We start from the raw sequence: 21973 nt of genomic DNA, 5'->3' as shown, positions 1-21973 counted from the left end.
CTGCGCCCCCTGACAGGTTATCAAGATCGGTGACATCGCCGCCCGAGACGGTCACATCGCCGCTGTTGTCCACCGACCCCGCCTCGCCGCTGGTCGCAAGCGCACCGCCGGAGGCCACCGTCACGTCGCCCACCAGCTCGCCGTCGGTGTCATTGGTCAGCGTGCCGCCCGTGACCGTGGTGGTGCCGGTCACATCGCCGCTGTTGGTGAAGCTGCCCGCCGTCTGCGTCAGCGTCCCCACCGTACCGGCGTTCGACCCCGTGCCGGCATTCGACAGCGCCGTCACCGCACCGCCGGATTGCACCGTCACAGTGCCGCCCGCAGCATTGTCCAGATCCGCCACCGTGCCACCAGACACCGTGACGTCGCCACCCGAGAGGTTGTCCAGGTCGCTGACATCACCACCCGAGACAGTCACGTCGCCGCTGTTGTCCACCGACCCCGCCGTGCCGCTGGTCGTCAGCGTGGCGCCCGAGGCCACCGTCACATCACCCGTCAGCGTGCCGGTGTTGGTCGTCGTGCCCGCCTGCACCGCCGTCGTGCCGCTGACCGTGCCCGCGTTGGTAAAGCTGCCAGAGCTTTCCACATCATCCACGATCACCCCGCCCGAGAGGTTCTCCAGCACCGCATCCGCCGCATTGCTCAGCGTGCCATGGGTGGTGTCGATGGTGCCCGCATTGCGGATCTCGCCATAGGCGTCATTGCTCAGACGCGCCACGTTCAGCGCCGACCCCGCCCCCAGCGTGATCTCCGCCGCAGACCCCAGGCTGCCCGCGTTCACAATCTCCGTGCCGCTGCCCGAGACCGTGTCATCGGCGCCGATCTCAAACAGGCCGCCCGCCACATTGTCAAAACTGTCGCCGCTGCCATCGCCCAGGGTCAGCGTGTCGCTGCCGCCCGCCGCCGTCGAGATGGTGCCGGCGTTGCTCAGCCCGTCGCCGTCATTGTTGGTATCCGCATTCAGCACCCCGGAGCCGCTAAAGCTGATCTCGCCCCCGGCCGCATTGGTGATATCGCCCGCGTCCTGCACCACGCCGCCGTCGCCCACGGTGATCAGCCCGCTGTTGGTCAGCGTATTGCCGGTGCCGCTCAGGGTCGCATTGGCCCCCAGCGTCAGCTCACCATCCGCCTGGTTGTCGATCGCCGAGGCCGCCAGCGTGCCGCCCGCGCCGATCTCCACCTCGCCCGCATTGGTCAGCGTGCCCACATCCGTCAGGCTCACCCCGGCAGAGACCGTCACCGCGCCGCCGTCATCCACGGTCACCGCATTGCCATCCGCATCCACATCGCCGCTGATCGTCGCAACCGAGCCCGCCGCCGCCGTCAGGCTGCCGCTCAGATCCGTGTCCAGCGTCAGGTCGCCCGCGTTGGTCACATTGCCCACCAGCGTCACCCCGGCCGTCACCGAGGAACTGCCCGTCAGCGTGATCTCGTCCGCCGTCACCGTCAGACCGCCGCTGCTGCCATCCAGTGTGCCGCTGTTGGTCAGTTCGTGGCCGCCGGTCAGCCCCAGCGCCACCGCCCCGCCCGAGGTGGCAACGATGGTGCCCGCGTTCTGCACATCGCCGTCCACCGTGGTGTCCGATGCCAGTTCCAGCCGCGCGGTGCCATCCGACAGGATCACATCATCGCCAAAGCTGCCGCCGCTGTTGACCACCGTGGCGCCATTGGTGCCGCCGGTGATCGTGGTGCTGCCGCTGATGCTGCCGCTGTTGCTCAGACTGCCGTCCTCGGTCACGCTCACCGCGCCCTGCAAATCGCCGCTGGCGTCATTGCTCAGCGTGCCGCCCGACACGGTGGTGGTGCCGGTCACATCGCCGCTGTTGGTAAAGCTGCCCGCCGTCTGCGTCAGCGTGCCCACCGTACCCGCGTTCGAGCCCGTGCCGGCATTCGACAGCGCCGTCACCGCGCCGCCCGACTGCACCGCCACATCGCCGCCCGACGCATTGTCCAGATCGGCCACCGTGCCGCCGGACACCGTGACTGCGCCACCCGAGAGATTGTCCAGATCCGTGACATCACCACCCGAGACAGTCACGTCACCGCCCGACAGGTTGTCCAGATCCGCAACAGTGCCGCCCGAGACGGTCACATCGCCGCTGTTGTCCACCGACCCGGCCGTGCCGCTGGTCGCAAGCGCGCCGCCGGAGGCCACCGTCACGTCGCCCTGCAAGTCGCCGTCGCCATCATTGGTCAGCGTGCCGCCCGAGACCGTGGTGGTGCCGGTCACATCGCCGCTGTTGGTGAAGCTGCCCGCCGTCTGCGTCAGCGTCCCCACCGTACCGGCGTTCGACCCCGTGCCCGCCGTCGACAGTGCCGTCACCGCGCCGCCCGACTGCACCGTCACAGTGCCGCCCGCAGCATTGTCCAGATCCGCCACCGTGCCACCGGACACCGTGACTGCGCCCCCTGACAGGTTATCAAGATCGGTGACATCGCCGCCCGAGACGGTCACATCGCCGCTGTTGTCCACCGACCCCGCCTCGCCGCTGGTCGCAAGCGCACCGCCGGAGGCCACCGTCACGTCAGAGCTGCTGACGTTGCCGTCGATATTGAGGGTTCCCGACGTGACATCGGTGGCGCCGGTGTAGGTATTGTTACCGCTCAGGGTCACATCACCGCCCGCCACCGTCAGGCCACCGTTGCCGGAAACGACCCCGTCGATATCGGAGGTGCCACTGGTCAGGCTCAGGCTTCCAGCCGTCACCTCAAGGTCACCGGTCCCGTTGAGGCTCTGGATGGTTTCGCTGCCCCCCAGCACCACGGTGCCGTCATTGTCGAGATCCGTCCCCGCGGCCAGGGCGCCGCCGTCCGTCTCCAACCGGCCGGAGCCGCCGACGGTGACCTCGGTGGAAGCCAGGCTGCCGCTGACGTCGAGCGTCCCGTCCGTCACCGATGTCGACCCGGTGTAGGTATTGTCCGCCTCCAGGGCCACTGTGCCCGGGCCGGAGACCTCCAGCGACAGGGTGCCACTGCCATCCTCCAGCACGCCGGAGAAGGTCGCATCGGTGCCGGTATCGGCGGACACGTCCAGGGTCACGTCGTCGGTGGCGGAAATCTCTGCGGCGGAGGTGAAATTGGCCAGCAGCGTAAAGGCCGCACTGGCGTTGAGCTGCAACGACAGGCTGTCGGCCAGCACGTCTCCGACCAGATCGCCACTGTAGGACAGGGCCGCCCCGATGCCGTCGAGGATCAACGTCCCACCGGCCAGCTGCGTCGCGGCCTGGATATCCAAGGTGTTGGCCGTGTAGGTGGTGCCGCCCACGCCATCGCTCAGCTGTACCGTGGCATCTGCATCCGCACCGGAGAATTCCACCGCCGCCGCATCACTGTCGGGCACCGTGCCGCTGTCCCAGTTGCCGGCCTCACCCCAGTTGAAGGATCCGCTGTCATTGGTCCAGACCTGAGAGAAGGACGGACCAGCAGTCAGACCGGCATAGATGGCAGTGGTTCCAAGCAGAAGGATGCGCATTAATGAAAATACCAGATGTTACAAATGCTACGTAAAGATGAGTGGCGACGGATCGCCTCTCTAATGGCGAGCAAAAAAGCAAGTTAAGGGCAAATGTCAACAAAGTTGCGGTGAAACTTAATGGTTTCTTTACCCTTGCGCAGCGCCGTCGCCAGTTTAATGAGCCGTGTTCGATACACCGCCACGCCACGTGGATCGCGCCCGAAGACCAACACACAGCGCCCAGCATGCCGCAGCCAACACGCTGCGCAGCGAGGGCGCATCCGTATCGCGCTGCAACCGCTGATTGCCCCCGGGGTCGGCCCCTGCGCCCAGATACCTCGTCTCGCATGCCGCGGATGATTCCAATTCGGTTTTCGAAAGGCAGCGCGCAAACTGGCGATGCAGGACAACCGGAACGCCCAGACCACGGAAACACCTGCGACATCACCCCGCAGCCTCGTGAAAGCGCGCTCAATCACACCTGCCCTACCCCCGGGGCACCCGCGCCAACTCTTGCGTGTCTTGCCACAACCAGAACATGACTATACACCGGGGCGGGAGATCTATTTGCGTTTCGTTTGTATACCCGTTTTTTCGACTGCCCACCCTATTTCAACATGTCGTCACGACACCCAGTTCTGGATGACCACCCCAAGTGATCCCCGACCCCAACAGCATAACACCGCCCGCCGACACGCGCCTTGCCGATGACGACCCGGACAAGACCCAGCCGCCGCTGTCGGCGCTGCGCTTTGACACTCCGCAAGAGCTGTTCCAGGGCATGCCGCAACTGGCACAGCTGACGCAGAATCGTCCGCGCCCGGAGGAAGACGGTCTGGCGTTCCTGATGCGCCTGCGGGCCTCCACCACCCCGGAAGATGCGGTGACCTTCTCGGCCTTTGCCGCCAAACCCAAGATGGCGATCTGGTGGGGCTATGAGTGCCTGCGCATGGCGACACAGGAACTGGGGGCAGAAGATCGCCGGATCATGGAGCTGGTGGCCACCTGGACCACCTACCCCGACAACGAAAACCGCTTTCGCGCCGCGCGGGCGGCGTTGTTTGCACCAGTGCGCAGCCCCGCAGTGTTCCTCGGGCTGGCGGTGACCTGGTCGGGCGGGCCGATCGCGCCCAATGACCCGGCCCAGGTTCCAGACCATCGCGCGCCACGGGCGATCAACTCGGCGGTGTTGTCCTGCCTCAGCGGTGCACCGCTCATGGAGCGGCCCGTTCACCTGGCGCGTTTCATTGATCTTGCAGCCCCCCTATTTCGATCCTTTTAAACTGCTACACTGTGTCCAGGACCACCGGGTGAGATCCGCCCCATGAATCAAGAACTGCGCCGAAGATGACCCTGACCCTGAGACTGGAAAACCTGGAACTGCTGCAAGATGGCAGCCCCGCCTGGCTGACCCTGGACGGGCAGAACGCCAGCGTCGGGCGCAATCGCGCGATGGACTGGGTGCTGCCGGATCCGTCCCGGCATGTGTCGGGGCACCACTTCGACATCAACTACCACAATGGCGCCTACTGGCTCACCGATGCCTCCACCAATGGCACCTTCCTGCAGGGGCAGAAACACCGCATTCAGGGACCGCTGCAATTGAAAGGTGGCGAGCGGCTGATCGTCGGACACTATATCATCTCTGTCGAGACCGCGGCAGCCGGCGCGCCGCAGGCTGCGATGGCGCCTGGTCCGCAGACGCCGCAACCCAGCTATGACGAGGCCGATCCCTGGGATCTGGGCCTGCACCCGCAGGACCCGGTGAACCCGCTGCCGCAGCCCCCGGCCGATGCGCGGGCCTTTGACGATGTGGCGCAGGAGTTCCTGCAACTGACACCGCAGATCCCGCCGCAGCAGGGGGCCGCCCCACCGCCGCCACCGCAGCAGCCTGGCCCTCCGCAGGCTGCGCCCTCACCGCAGAGCCCGCCGCCACAGGTGCCGCCAGCAGCCTCTCCGGCGGTGGCGCAGCCGCCGTCCCCGGCGGCGTATCAGGCGCAGCCCCCGGCAACCGATCTGCCTCCGGCCGGACAGCCGCCGATCGCCCCGGTGCCGATGCCCTCGCCCGCGTCGCCGCCGCCACCGCAGGCGGCCCCGCTGGATCCGCCTGCCGCCCCCCCCGCGCCGCCGCGCCCCGCGACCCCGGCCGCAGCGCCCGCAGCGGCGCAGACGGATGTGTTGCGCGCCTTTTGCCAGGGGGCCGGTCTTGATCCCAGCCTTGCTGACTCCACCGACCCCGAACACTTGGCCCATGCGCTGGGTCAGGCCGTCGCAGCGGCCTCGCAGGAAATCATGCGGATGTTGCAGGACCGGGCCAGCGTCAAACAGTTCACCAAGGGCGGCGCCCGCACCATGCGCAACGCCCACGGCAACAACCCGATGAAATTCCTGCCCGACACGCCGCAGGCGCTGGAGGCGATGTTCCTGACCCCGCGCGAGGGCTTCATGGAAGGCCCCGAAAGCTTTGCCACCGCGCTGGCCGACCTGCGTGGCCACCAGCAGGCGGTGTTTGCCGCCCTGCAACCGGCCCTCGCCGCGGTTCTGGACGGGTTGTCGCCCGAGGAGATCGAATCATCCGAAGACGGCCGAGCCCTGCTGAGCGGTGCGCGCCGGGGCAAGCTCTGGGATCAGTATGTCGCGCGCTGGGACAAGAAGGCCGCCGAAGCCGACCACGGCATGCTCGATGTGTTTCTCAAGGCCTTTGCACAGGCCTATTCCGAGGCTGCGGGTCAATATGGGAATTTTGACTGAACCCTCACCCTTGACGACAATTCAGAGTTGATTACTTTCAAAAACGATTTTTGCGAACCGACCCCTTAAGTTGAATAATAAATAGGATTGTTTGATGCGCTCCAGCGCACGCACCGCCCCCCTGTTTGACGATCATCCCTGCGGCCCGGATCTGAACGCCAGCTTCGATCCGGCCTATGAGGAGTATTATTTCGGGGCGCTTGGCCGCTTGCCCGGGTTCTACATGCAACCCGGCATCGAACGTCCGGACAACAAGGGCCGCACCCCGGACCGGCTGTTTGATCCCAAGGACGTGGACCACCGCGCCGAGCGCCGCGAGATCGACGCCCTGCTTGCCCGCAGCCGCGACCTGCGCCTGCTTGTGTTGCAGGCGCAATGGGATGCGCTGGCCGGTCAGCGCGCCGCGCTGCGTGCCACCATCGACGACATGGCAGAGCTGCTGGAACAGCATCCCGACGAGGTGCATCCGACGCTGGCCGAGGGGGTCTCTGATCGGCGCGAGGCGATCAATGACCTCAACCAGACCGTCACCATGGTGCAGCCGCTGATGTTCATGGGGCTGTCGGGCACCACCGAGGTCACCCTGCGCAAGCTGCGCGTGGCCCGGGGCGACAGCGCGCCGCTGCAACATGAGGCCGAGCTGGAGCTGAAACCGCTGCTGGATGCGCTCAGCACCCCGGCCAATGGCAAGAAGGTCGAAGAGGCGCTGGCGGATTTCGCCGCCATGTCCGCTGCGGTCCAGCGCATCCAGACCGCCTGTTCCAGCCATGCAGACAAGCCCTTTCAGCCAGCACTCGACCAGGTGCAGAGCGTGCTGGACGACATTGTCGACACGCTGACCACCGCCCGGCCCGATCTGGCGGCAGAGGTCGCCCCGGAGCCGCCACAGCCCCAAGACCCGGCACCAAAACCGGACCTGCAGGCACCGCCCTCGCTGGCTGCCCCACAGGCGCCCGCCGCCGCCACGACCGCGCGCGGCGCGGCCCATGCGATCACGATTCTCAGCCAGCTGCATGCCCGGCGCGTGCTGGAAGCCTGCGAACACTACTACCGCAAGGAAGAGCCGTCATCGGCGGCGCTGCTGCTGGTCACCCAGGCCCGCCTGCTGATCGGCAAACCGCTGATCGAGGCGCTGCGCGCCCTGCTGCCCAGCCAGGCCGAGAGCGCCGTGGTGGATTTCGGCGCGCCCACCGGTTTTCTGCTCGGCGCCGAACGGCTTGCCGAACTCAGCAATGCCCTGCCCGAGGACAGCGGCGCGCCACCGGCGCTGCCGCAGGATCCCGGCCCCGACCCGAAAATCACCACCGCGCCCCAGGCGGCGCAGGCGCTGCAGGCGGTCGAAGCCTATTTCAGACAGACCGAACGCTCCAGCCCGGTGCCGGTGCTGTTGCAGCGCGCGCAAAGCTACCTCGATAAGGACTTTCAATCTCTGATTGAGGAACTTATACCTCAGCAGAATACAGCTTAAGATAGAGCTTTCACATCAGTTCATTCGGGGTGCACCCGATTTCGCCCCCGGGGCATCAACAACCGACAGGCCCATTTTGAGCCGCACGCAACCGGAGTAGCATTCATGGCCTCAGATTCAGGTTCCAGCTTCATCAAACGCAACCGCCCGCCGCGGGTGCAGATCCAGTACGAGGATCCCTTCGACAGCGAACAGATGGTCGAACTCCCCTTTGTCATGGGGGTGATGTCGGATCTGTCCGGCAACAATCCCGGCGTCGAAAAGGAGCCGGTCGAAGAGCGCAGCTTTGCCGATGTCACCAAGGACACGATGGATGACTACATGGCCGCGATCCAACCGGGCATGACCTTCATGGCCGAAAACCGGCTCGGCGGCGGCGACGGCAAGGAGCGCCTCGGCGTCGATCTGAAATTCGAAAGCATGGGCGACCTGGAACCGGCGGCGATCGCCCGGCAGGTTCCGGCGCTGAAAAAGCTGCTGGAGGCACGCGAACAGCTGGCCAACCTGCAACGCTACATGGCGTCAAAGCCCAAGGCGCAGGATCACCTCAGAAAACTGCTGGATGACCCGGAGCTGATGGCAGCGCTGGCGGAACGTGCAGCGCAGGACGAAACCGACGGCGAGGACGCCTGAGCGCCACTTTGGCCTTGGACGGGGACAGGGAAGACACATGGACAACGAAGCACAGGTACAGGGTGGCGAAGCCGCCGCAGAACTGGACGAACTGTCGGAATTCTCCGACATCCTGAAACAGACCATCAAACCGCGCAGCGACATCGCCGCGCAAGAGGTGGACAATGCCGTGGTGGCACTGGTGCGCGAGGCGCTGGACGATCAGTCCGTGGTCTCCGAGGACGTGATCGACACCGTGGATGCGATGCTGGCCAAGCTGGACAAGAAACTGTCCGACCAGATGAATGCCATCCTGCACAACGAGGAATTCCAGCGCTTCGAAGCCAGCTGGCGCGGCCTCGCCTACACGCTCAACAACGCGGAAACCGACGCCACGTTGCGGGTCAAGGTGCTGAACGTCTCCAAGCAGGAGCTTCAGGGCATGATGCGCCGGTTCCCCGGGGCCAAATGGGACAAGTCGCCACTGTTCAACATCGTCTACGAACAGAACCTCGGCACGCTCGGCGGCAAGCCCTTCGGCTGCCTCGTCGGGGATTACCACTTCGACCACTCCTCGCCGGATGTGAACCTGCTGAACTCCATCGGCAAGATCTCCGAGGCGGCGCTGGCGCCCTTCATTTCCGGCGCCTCGCCCAACCTGCTGGGGCTCGACGACTGGAACGAGATCGCCACCCCGCCGGACCTGTCGGAGATTTTTGAGACGCCGGAATATGCGCAGTGGAACAGCCTGCGCGACAGCGAGAATTCCCGCTTTGTCGCCCTGACCCTGCCCCGCGTGCTGTCGCGTGAGCCCTACAGCCAGAACTCCAATTCGGTGGTTGAGGAATTCAACTTCGAAGAGGAAACCGACGGTCACGCCGGCCAGCAATATGCCTGGATGAACTCCGCCCATGCGATGGCGGCCAACATCAACCGCGCGTTCAAGGAACACGGCTGGACCGTCCGCATCCGCGGCGTCACCTCCGGTGGCGAGGTGGCAAACCTGCCGACCCATGTGTTCGACACCGGCGATGGCGCCAAGGATCTGAAGTGCCCGACCGAAGTGTCGATCACCGACCGTCGCGAAGGCGAGCTGAGCAAGGCGGGCCTGATCGGCCTGATCCACCGCCAGCACACCGACAAGGCCGCCTTTATCGGTGCCCAGAGCCTCTATCGGCCCAAGACTTACGTCGATGACCAGGCCACCGCGTCGGACAACATGTCCTCGCGCATCCCCTATATCTTCGCGGTCTCGCGCTTCAGCCACTATCTGAAGGCCATGGTGCGCGACAAGATCGGCCAGAGCCCGGATGTGTCGCAGCTGCAGCGCGACCTTCAGGCCTGGGTCAACAAATACGTCGCTGGCAACCCCGAAAGCGCCAGCGAGATCGAGAAGGCCAAGAAGCCCCTGGCCGGCGCCAGGGTCGAAGTTGTCGAGGACGAACTGAACCCCGGCTACTACCAGGGCAAGTTCTTCCTCAAACCGCATTTCCAGATGGAAGGCATGGATATCGGCATGAGCCTCGTGTCGAAACTTCCCTCTGGAAAGTAATTCGTTTCCTCACGGGAAGCGGAGTGTAACGCCTTAAGGAGTTATTTCATGGCGATTGATTGTTTTTTGAAACTTGACAACGGCATCGTTGGCGAATGCCAGGATGACAAACACAAAGACTGGATCGACATCCTGTCCTGGGGCTGGTCGATGTCCCAATCCGGCACCACCCACATGGGCGGCGGCGGCGGCGGCGGCAAGGTCGACGTCCAGGACATCCAGGTCACCAAATACGTCGACAAAGCGACGCATGACCTGATCAAGCGCTGCTGCTCGGGCGAGCACATCAAGTCCGGTCAGCTGGTGGTGCGCAAATCCGGCGGCACCGCCCCGGTCGATTACCTGAAAATCGACTTCGAAGACGTGATGATCACCAACTACCAGACCGGTGGCAGCAAGGATGGCCTGGACCGCGTCCAGGAAACCCTGACCCTGAACTTCCGCCGCTTCCAGGTGACCTACACCTTCCAGGAACAGTCCGGTGCCGCTGGCCCCGAGAGCCTGGCTGGCTGGGAAATCGCCGAGAACAAGGAATGGGGCAAGTAAGCCCACCGGGTTCCGGTCTACACATCTCCGGGAGGGCCACATTATGGCCCTCCCTCCCCGGCGCCACGGCCCGCCCCTGTCGAAACGGCCGTGATTTCACATGACTTTCCAGTTCCGGTGCAGAAGGTGCAGACATGCGGCGCGGCGAAGCGGAGAACTCTGATGCCGGCGATCAGCCCTGGCAGACCGGTCGCAAGGCCAAGACCTCCATCCTACAGGTGTTCCGGGCCTCTCATCATGACCGCGATTCCCATCACCGCCGCGAAATGTCCGATGACGGCACCACCCGGCTGACCTCGGCGCGCAAACAGCGCCGGTTCGGGGTGTCCGAGCACCAGCTGCGCCAGCACCTCGAAGCGGACCTGGCCGCCCTGCTGAATACCATCCACCTCGAAGCCGCCTGTGCGCTGGACGAGACCCCGCATGTGGCCGGGTCGATCCTGAACTACGGGTTCCGCGATCTCAGCGGGCTGGGCAAGGTGGCGCTGAACACCCCCGCCGTGGTCGACACCCTGCGCCAATCGCTGATCCGCTTCGAGCCCCGCCTGATTGCCGAGACCCTCGATGTGCAGATCCGCGACACCGGCAGCGGCAAGACCCACCACCTCGCGATTTTTGTCACCGCCGAGCTGCTGGGCGATCCGGTGGATGTGCCGCTTGATTTCGATGCCGAGATCGACCTCGGCGCGGGCAAGATGTCGCTGTCGAACCTGCGGGTGAACGCATGAGGCGGGCTCTTCGCGAGGCGTATAACCAGGAGCTGGGCCTGCTGAAGGAACGCGCGGCAGAGTTTGCCGGCGAATACCCGGGCCTTGCTGACCGGCTGGGCGGCTTGCTGGAGGAGAACATGGACCCGGCTGTTGCCGGTCTCCTCGAAGGCTCCGCCTTCCTCTCCGCCCAGGTCAAGGTCAAGATGTCGGAGGAATACCAGACCTTTACCCGCGAATTGCTGGAGCAGGTCTTTCCCGACGCGCTGGCCCCGACGCCCAGTGTCATGCTGGTGCGCGCCCATGCCCCCGCCGACAGCCCCGAGATCGAAAACGGTCTGTCCTTCGCCGCCGGGGAATACATGGATGCGCGCTTCCTCGACGCCCAGCAAAGGGTCTCCTGCCGCTTTGCCCTGGCCGCGCCGCTGACGGTCTGGCCGCTCGCGGTCACCCGTGCGGCCTACCATGCCAGCGCCGGCCCGATCGGCGCGCTGGGGCAGGAAATCGCCACCGGCACCAAGGCCGGTCTGGTGACCGAAATCACCCTGATGGACGCCGACGACAAACCCAGCACCACCGCCGGGCTGAACAGCCTGTCGATGGATGCGCTGACCCTGCATTTCACCGCCCCGATGGACGAGGCTGCCGCGCTCTATGAACAGGTGTTCTGCGACTGCACCCGGGTGTCGCTGCGCTGGCTCAACGCGCAGGGCGATCCGGTCTTTGCCCGCCTTGCGCCCCACCAGCTGCACCGCATCGGGTTCGACGCCGAGGAACAGCTGTTCCCGCATCAGACCCGGCTCTTCGACGGCTTTGCCCGGCTGCGCGAATTCTTCGTGTTCCCGCGCAAGTTCCTCGGGCTGCGGCTGACCGGCCTTGGGGACATCCTGCCACATGTGCGCAGCAACACGGTGCAGCTGGTGTTCGAATTCTCCAGCGCCCGTCAGCGCCTGGCCACCAGCCTCGACCCGCAGGACCTGGCCCTGAACGCGGCCCCCGCCGTCAACCTGTTCGAGGAAATGTCCAGCCATCTGCATCTGGACCGCAAGCGCCACGAATACACCATCACGCCCAATTCCTCGCCGATCACCCATTACGAGGTGCACCACGTGACCGAGGTCTGGGCCCATTACACCGAACGGCAGAGCAAATCCGAGGTGCATCCGCTCTATGCGCTGCCCCCCGAGGGCCGCAGCCCGCGCCAGACGCTCTATTACACCACCCGGCGCAAACCGCGCCGCCGCACGCTTGCTGAACAGCGCAACGGCATTCCCCGCAACCTCTACCGCGGCACCGAGACCCTCATCAGCCTCTACGAGCCCCCCGGCCAGGAGACCGCCAACCGGTTGCAGGTCAAGCTCTTGTGCTCCAACCGCCATCTGCCGGAATACCTGCCGATCGCCGACAGCGCCGAGAGCTTTCATCTCTGCGAAGATCAGACCGTGGCGCTGAACTGCCTCGCCGGGCCGACGCCGCCGCGCGACAGCCTCGCGGATCGCGAGACCACCGCCAATCACCGCACCACGGCGGGGGACACCTATTGGCGGCTGCTGTCCTATCTGTCGCTCGGCACCACCGGCCTGCAAAGCGCCGAGGGCGGCATGTCCGCCGCTTCCCTGCGGGAGATGCTGTCGCTGTTTGCCGATCTCTCCGACAGTGTCAGCGAGGCGCAGATCAGCGGCGTGCGCGGGCTCGACTGCACCCCGGTGACCCGCACCATCGCCGCCCCCGACGGCTATCACACCGCACGCGGGCTGCTGGTGCGGGTGACGTTTGACGAAACCGAATTCGAAAGCACCGGCATCCTGCCGTTGGGGGCGGTGCTGGATCATTTCTTTGCCGAATATGCGGCGGTCAACAGCTTCACCCAGACGGTGATCCACAGCCTGCAACGGGGCGAGATCACCCGCTTTGCGCCGCGGTCGGGATCGGGGCCGCTGCTATGACCGGAGATGCCCTCCCCCTGCCCGCCGCGCCGCGCGCCAGCGACACGCTGGACCGCCGCGCGCAAGAGGAACAGGCGGCCAGCGGCGTCGGCCTGTTCACGCTCCTGCGCGAGCTGGAACGCCGCGCCGGGCACAAGCCCGCGATCGGCCAGAACAAGCGGCTGCGGGATGCCATCGTGCATCTGGGCCAGGATCCGGCGCTGGCCTTTCCCACCCGTGACGTGGCCCGCGTTGACCTCAGCCAGAGCACGGCCCGGCTGCGGGCGCAGTTCATGGGGCTGTTTGGCGCCTTTGGTGCGCTGCCGCTGAACTGGACCGAAGAGGTCGAGTCGTGGTTTGCCGCCGGGGACGAGAGCTTTGTCGCCTTCTGCGACATCTTCACCGCGCGGTTTCAGGAACTGTTCTTTCGCGCCTGGTCCGATGCCCGTGCCATCAGCCAGTTCGACCACGCCGACAGCGATCGCTTTCAGGCCTATATCCTGTCCCTCCTTGGCTGCGGCACGCCTGCCGCCCGCGCCGGGTCCCGCCCCACCGACATGACCCGCCTGCACCTGGCCCCGCTGGCCGCCGGCCGGGTCAAGAGCCCGGTGCGTCTGCGCCAGATGCTGGAGCTGCATTTCCAGGGCCGCGCCCGGTTTTCGATCGAGGAACATGTGCCCAGCTGGCTGGCGCTGGAGCCCGACGCCCTCTGCCTGCTTGGTGCGCAGGGCTGCACCCTGGGCGAAAATGCCGTGCTTGGCGGCCATGTGCAATCGCTCAGCGCCAAGATCCGCATCCATGTGATGCTGCGGGAGCTGTCCCAGTACCAGCGCTTCCTGCCCGGCGGCGCCGATCATGCGGCCCTGCAGGACATCGTGTTCTGGTATCTGGGCCAGACCTTCGACATCGAAACCGCCCTCTGGCTGCCGCGCCCGCAGATCTCCACCGCCGTGCTGGGCGAGAGCACGCAGGTCGGCTGGCTCGCCTGTATCGGCCCCGTCGCCGCGACCGACGCCCCCGCCGGGGCCAGCGCCCTGCCGACCCACGGCGATCACCTGCAAGTCAGCCGCTACCCGCTGCTGCCGGACCCGTTTGACACCCCCGAATTGAAGACCACCGCGGCCTGACGGCCCTGCGGACCTATTGAGGCCCTGACTTTATGACCGAAATCAGCATTGAAAAATACGCCGGCAAGATGAACCGCGCGGGCTATGACGCCTTCCTCCACGGCATGCGCGAGGCCCGCGGCGCCCGCAACCGCTACGTCGATCTCTGCCACTGGCTGTTTCATTCCGTCTCCAACCAGAACGCCGACATCTCCGTCACCCTGCGCCAGCTGAACCTGGATCGCGGTCGCGTGCTCAAGGATCTCTCCGGCGCGATGGACCGGCTCGACAAGAATGTGACCGAAACCCCGGGCATCAGCGATCATCTGGCCGATGCGCTGAACCACGCCTGGACCTATGCGACGCTGTTCTTTGGCGAGGCGCAGATCCGCACCGGCCATGTCCTGACCGCGCTGCTCAACGATCCCTCCCTGCGTCGGCAGTTGCTGCGCTACTCCGCTGTGTTTGAACAGATTTCCGCCGAACAGCTGGATCAGGACAGCCGCAGCCTCTGGGCCGGCAGCGAAGAGGACAGCATGCGCCCGATGGATGGCGCCAACCTCTCAACAGCCGAGGACAGCGGCGCAACCGCCGAGGGCAAGGGCGGCGCCACCGCGCTTGGCCGCTTTGCCAAGGACATGACCGCCGCAGCGGGCGAGATGGACCCGATCAAGGGTCGCAACGACGAGATCCGTCAGCTCATCGATGTGCTGCTGCGCCGACGCCAGAACAACCCGATCCTGACGGGCGAGGCCGGTGTCGGCAAAACCGCCGTGGTCGAGGGCTTTGCCCAGTTGCTCGCCGCCGGGGATGTGCCGCCCAAGCTCAAGGGCACGCGCCTGTTTGAGCTGGACATCCAGTCGATGCAGGCGGGTGCCTCGATCAAGGGCGAGTTCGAGCAGCGCCTGAAATCGGTCATCGACGAGGTCCAGTCCGCGCCCGACCCCATCATCCTCTTTATCGACGAGGCCCACACGCTGATCGGTGCGGGTGGTCAGGCCGGAACCGGGGACGCCGCCAACCTTTTGAAACCGGCACTGGCCCGCGGCACCCTGCGCACCATCGCCGCCACCACCTGGAGCGAGTATCGCCAGCACATCGAGAAAGACCCGGCCCTGACCCGGCGGTTCCAGCCGGTGAATGTGGATGAACCCTCGATCGAGGTCTGCTGCGACATGCTGCGCGGGATCCTTGGTCCGATGCAGGACCACCACAAGGTGCGGATTTCCGACGCCGCCATCGTCAGCGCGGTCACGCTCTCGCACCGCTATATCCCGGCCCGGCAACTGCCGGACAAGGCGGTCTCGCTTCTGGATACCGCCTGCGCCCGGGTGGCGCTCAGCCAATCCGCCCTGCCCGCCCGTATCACCGCCACCCGCGCCCGGATCGACGCGCTGGAGGCAGAGCTCGCCGGCAAGACAGAGGCCCGCGATCTGGGCGAGAGCCACGAAGACCGCATCGCCGAGATCAGGACCGAGATCACTGACCTGACGGCCCGGCTGGCCGCGCTTGATTCCGGCTACGCCCGCGAAAAAGAGATCGTCGATCAGGTGCTCGACCTGCGCCAGCGCCTCAAAGCACAGACCTCCGACACGCCCGGCGCACAGGACGCGGCCCGCAGCGAAACCGAGGACGCCGGGCCACCGGAGGTGGACGCCCCTGACGCAACAGCCCCTCACGCACCAGCCCCGGACGCAACAGCCGACATCGACCCGGATGCCTTGCGTCGTGAGATGCAGGCGCAGATGACCGCGCTGGAGGAGACCAACCCGGACGACCGCATGGTCTTTGCCCATGTGGACGAACAGGCTGTCGCCGCCGTGATCTCGGACTGGACCGGCATTCCTGCGGGTCGGATGATGCAGGATGAGCTCGACGCGGTGCTGAACCTCTCCGACGATCTGCGCGCCCGCGTCATCGGTCAGGATCACGGCCTCAAATCCATCGCCAAACGCATCGAGATCAGCCGCGCGGGCCTTGGCAACCCCAACAAGCCCATCGGCGTCTTCATGCTCTGCGGTCCCTCCGGTGTCGGCAAGACCGAAACCGCGCTGGCGCTGGCAGAGGCACTTTATGGGGGCGAGCAGAACGTCATCACCATCAATATGAGCGAATTCCAGGAGGCCCATACCGTCTCGCTCCTGAAAGGCGCGCCTCCGGGCTACGTCGGCTATGGCGAAGGCGGACGCCTGACCGAGGCCGTGCGCCGCAAGCCCTACTCCGTGGTCTTGCTCGACGAGATCGAAAAAGCACACCCCGATGTGCACGAGATCTTCTTTCAGGTCTTTGACAAAGGCGTCATGGAAGACGGCAATGGCCGCATGATCGACTTCAAGAACACGTTGATCCTGCTCACCTCGAATGTGGGCACCGAGGTCATCATGGACCGGGTCGGCCCCGACGGCAGCGCCGCAGAGCTTGATCTGGAGGACCTTGACGTGGCGCTGAAACCCAGCCTGCTGGAGGTCTTCCCCCCCGCCTTGCTGGGCCGCATCGTCACCATCCCCTACCTGCCGCTCAGCCCGGACGTCCTCGGCGGGATTGCCCGTCTGAAACTCTCGGCAGTGGAAAAACGCCTCAGGGGCGCGCATGGCACCGAACTGGTCTATGGCGACGATGTGATCGAGCATATCACCAGCCTCTGCCGCGACCCCGACAGCGGCGGGCGGATGATCGACAATATCATCTCCAATTCCATCCTGCCGGAGCTGAGCCGCAAACTGCTGAAGACCCTCAGCACCGGAGGCGAGATTCACCGCGTCACGGTGACGGCCGATGCGGATGGCTTCCACTATGCCCTGAGCTGATTTTTCACCCCATTATTCCTTCACCTGTACCTTCACCCTTTTTCAGATTTGCGAGAGTTCCCATGCCCGAAACACTTGAAACCGGCAGCTGCACCATCCGAACCGACCGCCGCAGCATCACCCTTGATGAAACGCTGCTCTATGTGGTCGAAATCAACAACGAGATGGCCGAGGCCAGCGGCATCGACCTGGTAACCGCCGCCACCGCGGGGATCGATGCGGCGGGCGCGGCCAAGCTGGTGCGCACCCTCGGGCTCAGCGGGCGGGCCTATATCAAACACGTCAACGGCAAGGATTACGTCATCATCAAGGGCTATCCCGGCCAGCGCGCGGTGCTGCGCGGCACCCGCTATCTGGCCAGCAATCCAAAGGTGGCAAAACTGGTCCTCGGCGCCAAGAGCCTCGGCCAGGGCGCGGCGCGGATGACCGGCATCGCGGTGGTGGCCTTTGCGGCGCTGCGCGTGGTCGAACATGTGCTGTCGGACAATGATCCGCGCCTGACGCAGCTTCTGGGCACCATCGCCGCCGATGTGGGCAAATTCGCCGTGGCCGCCGGCGCCGGTTTCCTCGCCGGGGCCGCGGTCGGGGCGCTCACCACCATCGCCGCCGGGCCGGTGGTGGCCGCGATCATCGTCGGCATTGGCGTGTCGATCCTGCTGGATCGGGTGGATCGCAAATTCGGCCTCACCGAAACCCTGGTCCGGGCGATCGAGGACACGGTCGATTCATTTGAAAACCCGCTGCGGGTGCTGGCGCGGCAGATCCGCGCCTGGGAGGAGCATCTGGTCAACCAGGCCCTCGGCCACATCGGGCCGCACTGATGCCACGGGGGCTGGCGCTGGCGGTGCTCGCGGGCTTTGCCCTCTTTGGCCTGGCGATGGCAGGCTGGGGCGTCTCGGACATTGCCAGCGCCCGCTCTGCCCTGCGCGACTGCGCGGCGGTGGTGATCTTTGACACCAGCGCCCTGTGGTTTCTCGCACTGGCGGTACTGCCGCTGTTCCCGGCCCTGGCCCGGCTGCCAGAGCGTCACCACAGCGCCCTTCTGGCCGGCATTGTCGTGCTGGCGCTGCTGCTGCCTGCGGCGGGCTATCTGGTGCTGTCGCAGCAGGTGACGGCCACGGGCCGCGACTTCACCCCGCCCCTGCGCCTGTTTTCGTTGCAGGAACTCACCGCCCCGCCTGTGGCCGGTGGTTGCACCGATCAGGGCTAAGGCTGGCGTCGGGCCGGGCCGCTGCGCAAGCGCAGGGCCCACTACAACGCGGCAAGCATCGCATCCACCTTTGCCATATAGGTGCGGACCTCTGACGGCACCGGCGCGGTCCGCTGCCGTCCCTTGTGGCGCATCTTGCGATCCGCCCAGGCCAGCAGATCCGCGATCCGCTTGCCGGTCAGAAACGGGTTGGCGCTGACCACTTGCGCCCCCAGCACCTCTTCGACGCTCTGCTCCGGATCGCTCGCCAACGCCCGATGCGCGCCCTCCGCGCCGAGGAAATGCGCCAGATACAGCCGCCCCGCGGTGACCTGGTGACCCCGCGCGCGCAGATAGGCTTCGCCCTCCTGGGCCAGCCGCTCCACCATCTCCCGGCTCAGACGCGGATCGAGCCGCAGCGCCAGCAGCTCCTCGCGCGACATCTCCGCCACCAGATCAGGGCGATAGCTCTGCATCATCCGGATCCAGGTGCTGGCGATGAACTGCCCCGCCCCGGTTGCCGAGGAGAGCGGGTTCTGCGCATCGGCACGCCCGCCGCTTTCCACCTGGATGATCCGGTCGACCAGCGCCGCCACGGCGGTGCTGCCGAACCGCGCCGGATCAGTGGGGCGCCCGTCCACCCAAAGCTCGAAATGCAGATGCGGCCCGGTGGAGCGCCCGGTGGAGCCGACAAAGCCGATCTGGTCGCCCGCCGCCACCTGCACCCCCGGTGCCATACCATCCGCCAATCGCTGCAGATGGGCGTAGCGCGTTTCCAGCCCGTCGCCGTGGTCGATGGCGACAAGGGTGCCATAGCTGCCGCTGTCTCCGGCGAGGCGGATCTTTCCGGCACGCGCGGCATAGACCGGGGTGCCCTCCGGCGCCGCCCAGTCGACACCATTATGCGGCAGCATCTTGTTGCGGATCGGGTGCATCCGCATGCCAAAGCCGCTGGTCTTGACCCCGGTCACCGGGATCACCAACCCGGCCCCCAGCCGCACACCTCCGGCCGCCGCCGACGTGCCTGCGGCCCCGTCATAGCAGCCAAAGCCGCCATCCGGTCCCGGCAGCGGGATCACGTAGCAGCGCATGTGCCCGGCGGGCCCTTCGATGCCGGCATATAGGATCTGCCCGGCGCGCCTGCCCGCCCCGGCGCCACCGCCCGGCGCCAGCAGCACCACCGCCTGATCGTCGCGCTCGGCCAGGCGCTCCAGGTCGAACTGGCGTGACATCATCACGATCAACTCCCCCGCCACGCCGGTCGCCACCCCGTTGCGCAGGGCGGTGGAATAGAGCGCATCCATCAGGCGCACGCTGCGCCCTGCGGGCTCCGGACTGGCGGCGCGGGCCGAGCGGCCGAGCAGATCCTGCTCTGCCCAGGGGTCGGCGGCGCGGGTGAACCGTCCCGGCCCGGTCTGCGCCAGGCTGGCAAGGTAGCGCTCGGGCCCGTAAAGCGACATCTGCAACAGCTGGCGCTGCGCTGCCGCCTCGGGGCGGGTGCGCCAGCGCAACGCCACCACGCTGCCCGCGGGCAGCGCCGCCTCCGGTGCCCCGACCTCGCGGACGGCGGCCGCCGCCACCCCTGCCGCCTGCCCCGCCGCAAAGCCACTGTCGACCAGCACCTCCTGCAAGGGTTGTTCGGCGTTGAGCACGATGATCTTTTCTTCGGCAAGGGGCGCGCGGCGGTCGGCGCGGCGGGCAAGGGCGACGCTGCTGTCGCGCGCTTGCGACAGGCCGCCACTGCCCTGAGCGGCGATGTCTTTGGCGTGATCCAGCGCCCGCCGCCGCTGGGCCTGAAACAGCGCGAAATCGTCGCGCCCGGACGGCAGTTGCAGCACCAGGTTGCGCCCCGGCGCCAGCAGGCTGTCCTGCACCACCGTCACCTGTGCCTCCTGCCCGGCTGCGGTCCGCCCGGGCAGGCCACCGGCGGGCAGCGGCACCTGGCGCACCCCGCGCGCCGCCCCCGCCTCCAGATGCAGCAGCATCGGCGCCCGACGCAGGTTCAGCATCGCCCGGCTGCGGGCCTCGGTTGCCGAAGGATCCGGCACCTCGGTCGGCACCATCGCCAGCTCTCTCGCACCGTTTGCGTCCTGCCGCCCCCAGAGCCACACTCCAACACTGGCCAGCGCCGCCAGGGCAACGCCTGCCCCCAGCCCCCGCAGCAGCAGGCGGCGCCGCCGTCGCTTGCGGGCCTGCGCGGTCGAGCGCTGAAACGCCGGATCAATGGTAAAATTCACCCGACGTCCCCTCTAGCGGAAGACCCCACCCAGGGCGGCCCCCGGGGCAATCTGCGTCTGGGCGGGCGTATTAGCGGGCGCCGATGTGCCAGAGGATGCCGCCGGCTGCCGCGTCGCTGCGGGGGTGCTGCTGCGCGGCCGCGCCGCCGCCACCGGCGCTGCACAGGTGACATCCGCCCGGCTGACAATATCCCGGAACAGCGGGATCTCTGCCGCCAGAGACAGCACCGGGCTGCCGACCTCGGCATAATAGCGCCGCACCGCTCCCTGCGACCCCGGTCCCCAGGCGCCGTCGATCCGGCTGGTGTAGCAGCCCATGCGCGCCAGCTCCTGCTGCAGGGCCTGCACCAGCACCGGCCCCGGCGGATCAAAAGCCCCCGCCTCCAGCAGCGAGGCATAAAGCTCCGGATCAGCCCCCCGCAGCTGGTTGCGCGCGGTCACGTCATCATAGCTGATCTCGCTGCCCGACAGATCCACGGTGTCCAGCGCCGCGGCGAAATTCGCATCACCCTCTTCGATCAGCCCGACAATGATCGAGGGCTCGGGCAGGCCGTCGGCCTGTGGCACCGCCGCCAGCTGAGACGGGTTCACCGGAGAGAAGATCACCACCGGCGCTCCGTCAGCACCGCCCCCCTGCGCCGGAGCCGTGGCAGACGAGGAGGCCGGCGCCCGCACCGGTGTCAGTGCCGCTGTAGCCGCCCCGCCATTCGGAGCGGGCTGGATGGCGACGCTGACCGGAGCACTGACCGGGGTGCTGACAGGCGTGCCGACCGAGGTGCCAACCGGGGTGATCCGAACCACATCGGTGATCGTCACCTGCTCGCGCGGACGCGCCGGAGCCGGATCAGCGACCGCCTCCACCGAGGCCTCCGCCGTTGGCGCTGCCGAGGGTGCAGATGCGCTCGACAGATCGCTCAGCTCCTCCAGCTGCCCCCGGCGCAGGAACGGACGCAGGCTCTGACCCGGGGCCTGCGCCGTGCCCGCCGCCGCCTTCAGCACATCGCTCAGGCGCTGTCCGGTCGGCGGACAGGCCGCCCCGGGCGCGGCACTGCTGGCAAGAACCAGCGTCACCTCCGCCGCCACCTCCAGATCCGGCAATGCGGTGGCTGCGCCCGCACCGGCGCAGTTTTCCACCAGCACCAGCACTTCACGCAAGCCCGCCGCCGCCAGCGGTGCCATCCGCGGGGTCAGGGGCACCGCCGCACCGTCGATCCGGGGCGCGGTTCCGGACATCGGCCCGGCAAAATAGATCACCAGCCGCTGCTGTCCCCGTATTTCCGTCAGCGCTGCCTCGACCGCATCCAGCCGGGCATTGCGCAACAGCACCGGCGTCGCCTGCGTCCAGCCGCGCAGGGCCTCGGCGGCATAATAGGCATCAGCAAAGGCCCGGCCCGCGCCGTCACCGGTATCGCCGACCACCAGCGCCGACCAGTCCTGGGCGGTCACGGGACCGGCACAGAGACAGGCCGCCAGCGCGCCACGCAAACAGGCGCCACGGCCAAACAGCCAAGAAATCCAGCGGGGAGCAAACGTCAAAATCAGCCTCGACGGTGAATAAAGAAGAACAGCGGGCGCGATGCCGCAACCATACCGTGCACGCGCACCAGAAGCGACCGTAA

15 protein-coding genes are annotated in these 21973 nt (G+C 66.7%); 12 read left to right on the top strand and 3 right to left on the bottom strand.

Features of this window, described 5'->3' with window-relative positions:
* Positions 1 to 3472 (bottom strand): beta strand repeat-containing protein (locus MHM97_RS16760; RefSeq protein ID WP_239323509.1); only part of this gene is annotated, 3472 nt, incomplete at its 3' end.
* A gap of 637 nt (positions 3473 to 4109) precedes the next feature.
* On the opposite strand from MHM97_RS16760, the gene MHM97_RS16755 reads away from it, so the two are divergent.
* From MHM97_RS16755 to MHM97_RS16700, 12 genes are all read left to right on the top strand, one after another.
* Complete coding sequence (locus MHM97_RS16755; protein ID WP_239323505.1) at positions 4110 to 4736, top strand: DUF6931 family protein; 627 nt, start codon at positions 4110 to 4112, stop codon at positions 4734 to 4736.
* Positions 4737 to 4801: 65 nt separating this feature from the next.
* Positions 4802 to 6205, top strand: a complete 1404-nt coding sequence (tagH, locus tag MHM97_RS16750; protein ID WP_239323504.1) for a type VI secretion system-associated FHA domain protein TagH — start codon at positions 4802 to 4804, stop codon at positions 6203 to 6205.
* 94 nt (positions 6206 to 6299) lie between these two features.
* Positions 6300 to 7673, top strand: a complete 1374-nt coding sequence (locus MHM97_RS16745; protein WP_239323503.1) for an ImpA family type VI secretion system protein — start codon at positions 6300 to 6302, stop codon at positions 7671 to 7673.
* A gap of 105 nt (positions 7674 to 7778) precedes the next feature.
* Positions 7779 to 8306 (top strand): type VI secretion system contractile sheath small subunit, encoded by a 528-nt coding sequence (tssB, locus tag MHM97_RS16740; protein ID WP_239323501.1) that lies wholly within the window; start codon positions 7779 to 7781, stop codon positions 8304 to 8306.
* A gap of 37 nt (positions 8307 to 8343) precedes the next feature.
* Positions 8344 to 9837 carry a type VI secretion system contractile sheath large subunit gene (gene tssC, locus MHM97_RS16735; protein WP_239323492.1) on the top strand — a complete coding sequence of 498 codons (1494 nt, stop codon included), beginning with the start codon at positions 8344 to 8346 and terminating at the stop codon, positions 9835 to 9837.
* A gap of 48 nt (positions 9838 to 9885) precedes the next feature.
* The gene (locus tag MHM97_RS16730; protein ID WP_009178194.1) at positions 9886 to 10383 is read left to right on the top strand and encodes an Hcp family type VI secretion system effector; all 498 of its coding nucleotides are present in this window, start codon (positions 9886 to 9888) and stop codon (positions 10381 to 10383) included.
* A gap of 134 nt (positions 10384 to 10517) precedes the next feature.
* The gene (gene tssE, locus MHM97_RS16725; protein WP_239323491.1) at positions 10518 to 11111 is read left to right on the top strand and encodes a type VI secretion system baseplate subunit TssE; all 594 of its coding nucleotides are present in this window, start codon (positions 10518 to 10520) and stop codon (positions 11109 to 11111) included.
* Positions 11108 to 13036: a type VI secretion system baseplate subunit TssF gene (gene tssF, locus MHM97_RS16720; protein WP_239323490.1), complete on the top strand. Its 1929-nt coding sequence runs from the start codon at positions 11108 to 11110 to the stop codon at positions 13034 to 13036. Before tssE ends, tssF begins: the two co-directional genes overlap by 4 nt.
* Positions 13033 to 14142, top strand: coding sequence for a type VI secretion system baseplate subunit TssG (gene tssG, locus MHM97_RS16715; protein WP_239323489.1), 1110 nt, complete (start codon positions 13033 to 13035; stop codon positions 14140 to 14142). The genes tssF and tssG overlap by 4 nt, the downstream gene beginning before the upstream one ends.
* Positions 14143 to 14174: 32 nt before the next feature.
* Positions 14175 to 16928, top strand: coding sequence for a type VI secretion system ATPase TssH (gene tssH / locus MHM97_RS16710; RefSeq protein WP_239323488.1), 2754 nt, complete (start codon positions 14175 to 14177; stop codon positions 16926 to 16928).
* A gap of 62 nt (positions 16929 to 16990) precedes the next feature.
* Entirely contained in the window at positions 16991 to 17749 is a 759-nt protein-coding gene (locus MHM97_RS16705; RefSeq protein ID WP_239323487.1) for a hypothetical protein, read from the top strand.
* The gene (locus tag MHM97_RS16700; RefSeq protein WP_239323486.1) at positions 17749 to 18138 is read left to right on the top strand and encodes a hypothetical protein; all 390 of its coding nucleotides are present in this window, start codon (positions 17749 to 17751) and stop codon (positions 18136 to 18138) included. The genes MHM97_RS16705 and MHM97_RS16700 overlap by 1 nt, the downstream gene beginning before the upstream one ends.
* A gap of 41 nt (positions 18139 to 18179) precedes the next feature.
* Here MHM97_RS16700 and MHM97_RS22890 read toward each other — a convergent pair whose 3' ends face one another.
* Together MHM97_RS22890 and MHM97_RS16690 are read right to left on the bottom strand one after the other, a co-directional pair.
* The gene (locus tag MHM97_RS22890) at positions 18180 to 20354 is read right to left on the bottom strand and encodes a peptidoglycan DD-metalloendopeptidase family protein (RefSeq protein WP_239323485.1); all 2175 of its coding nucleotides are present in this window, start codon (positions 20352 to 20354) and stop codon (positions 18180 to 18182) included.
* Positions 20355 to 20366: 12 nt separating this feature from the next.
* Positions 20367 to 21890, bottom strand: coding sequence for a peptidoglycan-binding domain-containing protein (locus tag MHM97_RS16690; RefSeq protein WP_239323484.1), 1524 nt, complete (start codon positions 21888 to 21890; stop codon positions 20367 to 20369).
* Between the last annotated feature and the right edge of the window lie 83 nt (positions 21891 to 21973).

The organism is Epibacterium sp. Ofav1-8 (assembly GCF_022348185.1).
Lineage (GTDB): Bacteria > Pseudomonadota > Alphaproteobacteria > Rhodobacterales > Rhodobacteraceae > Epibacterium.
The sequence above is the reverse complement of the archived record's forward strand: the minus strand, read 5'-3'. Positions and strand labels throughout refer to the sequence as shown.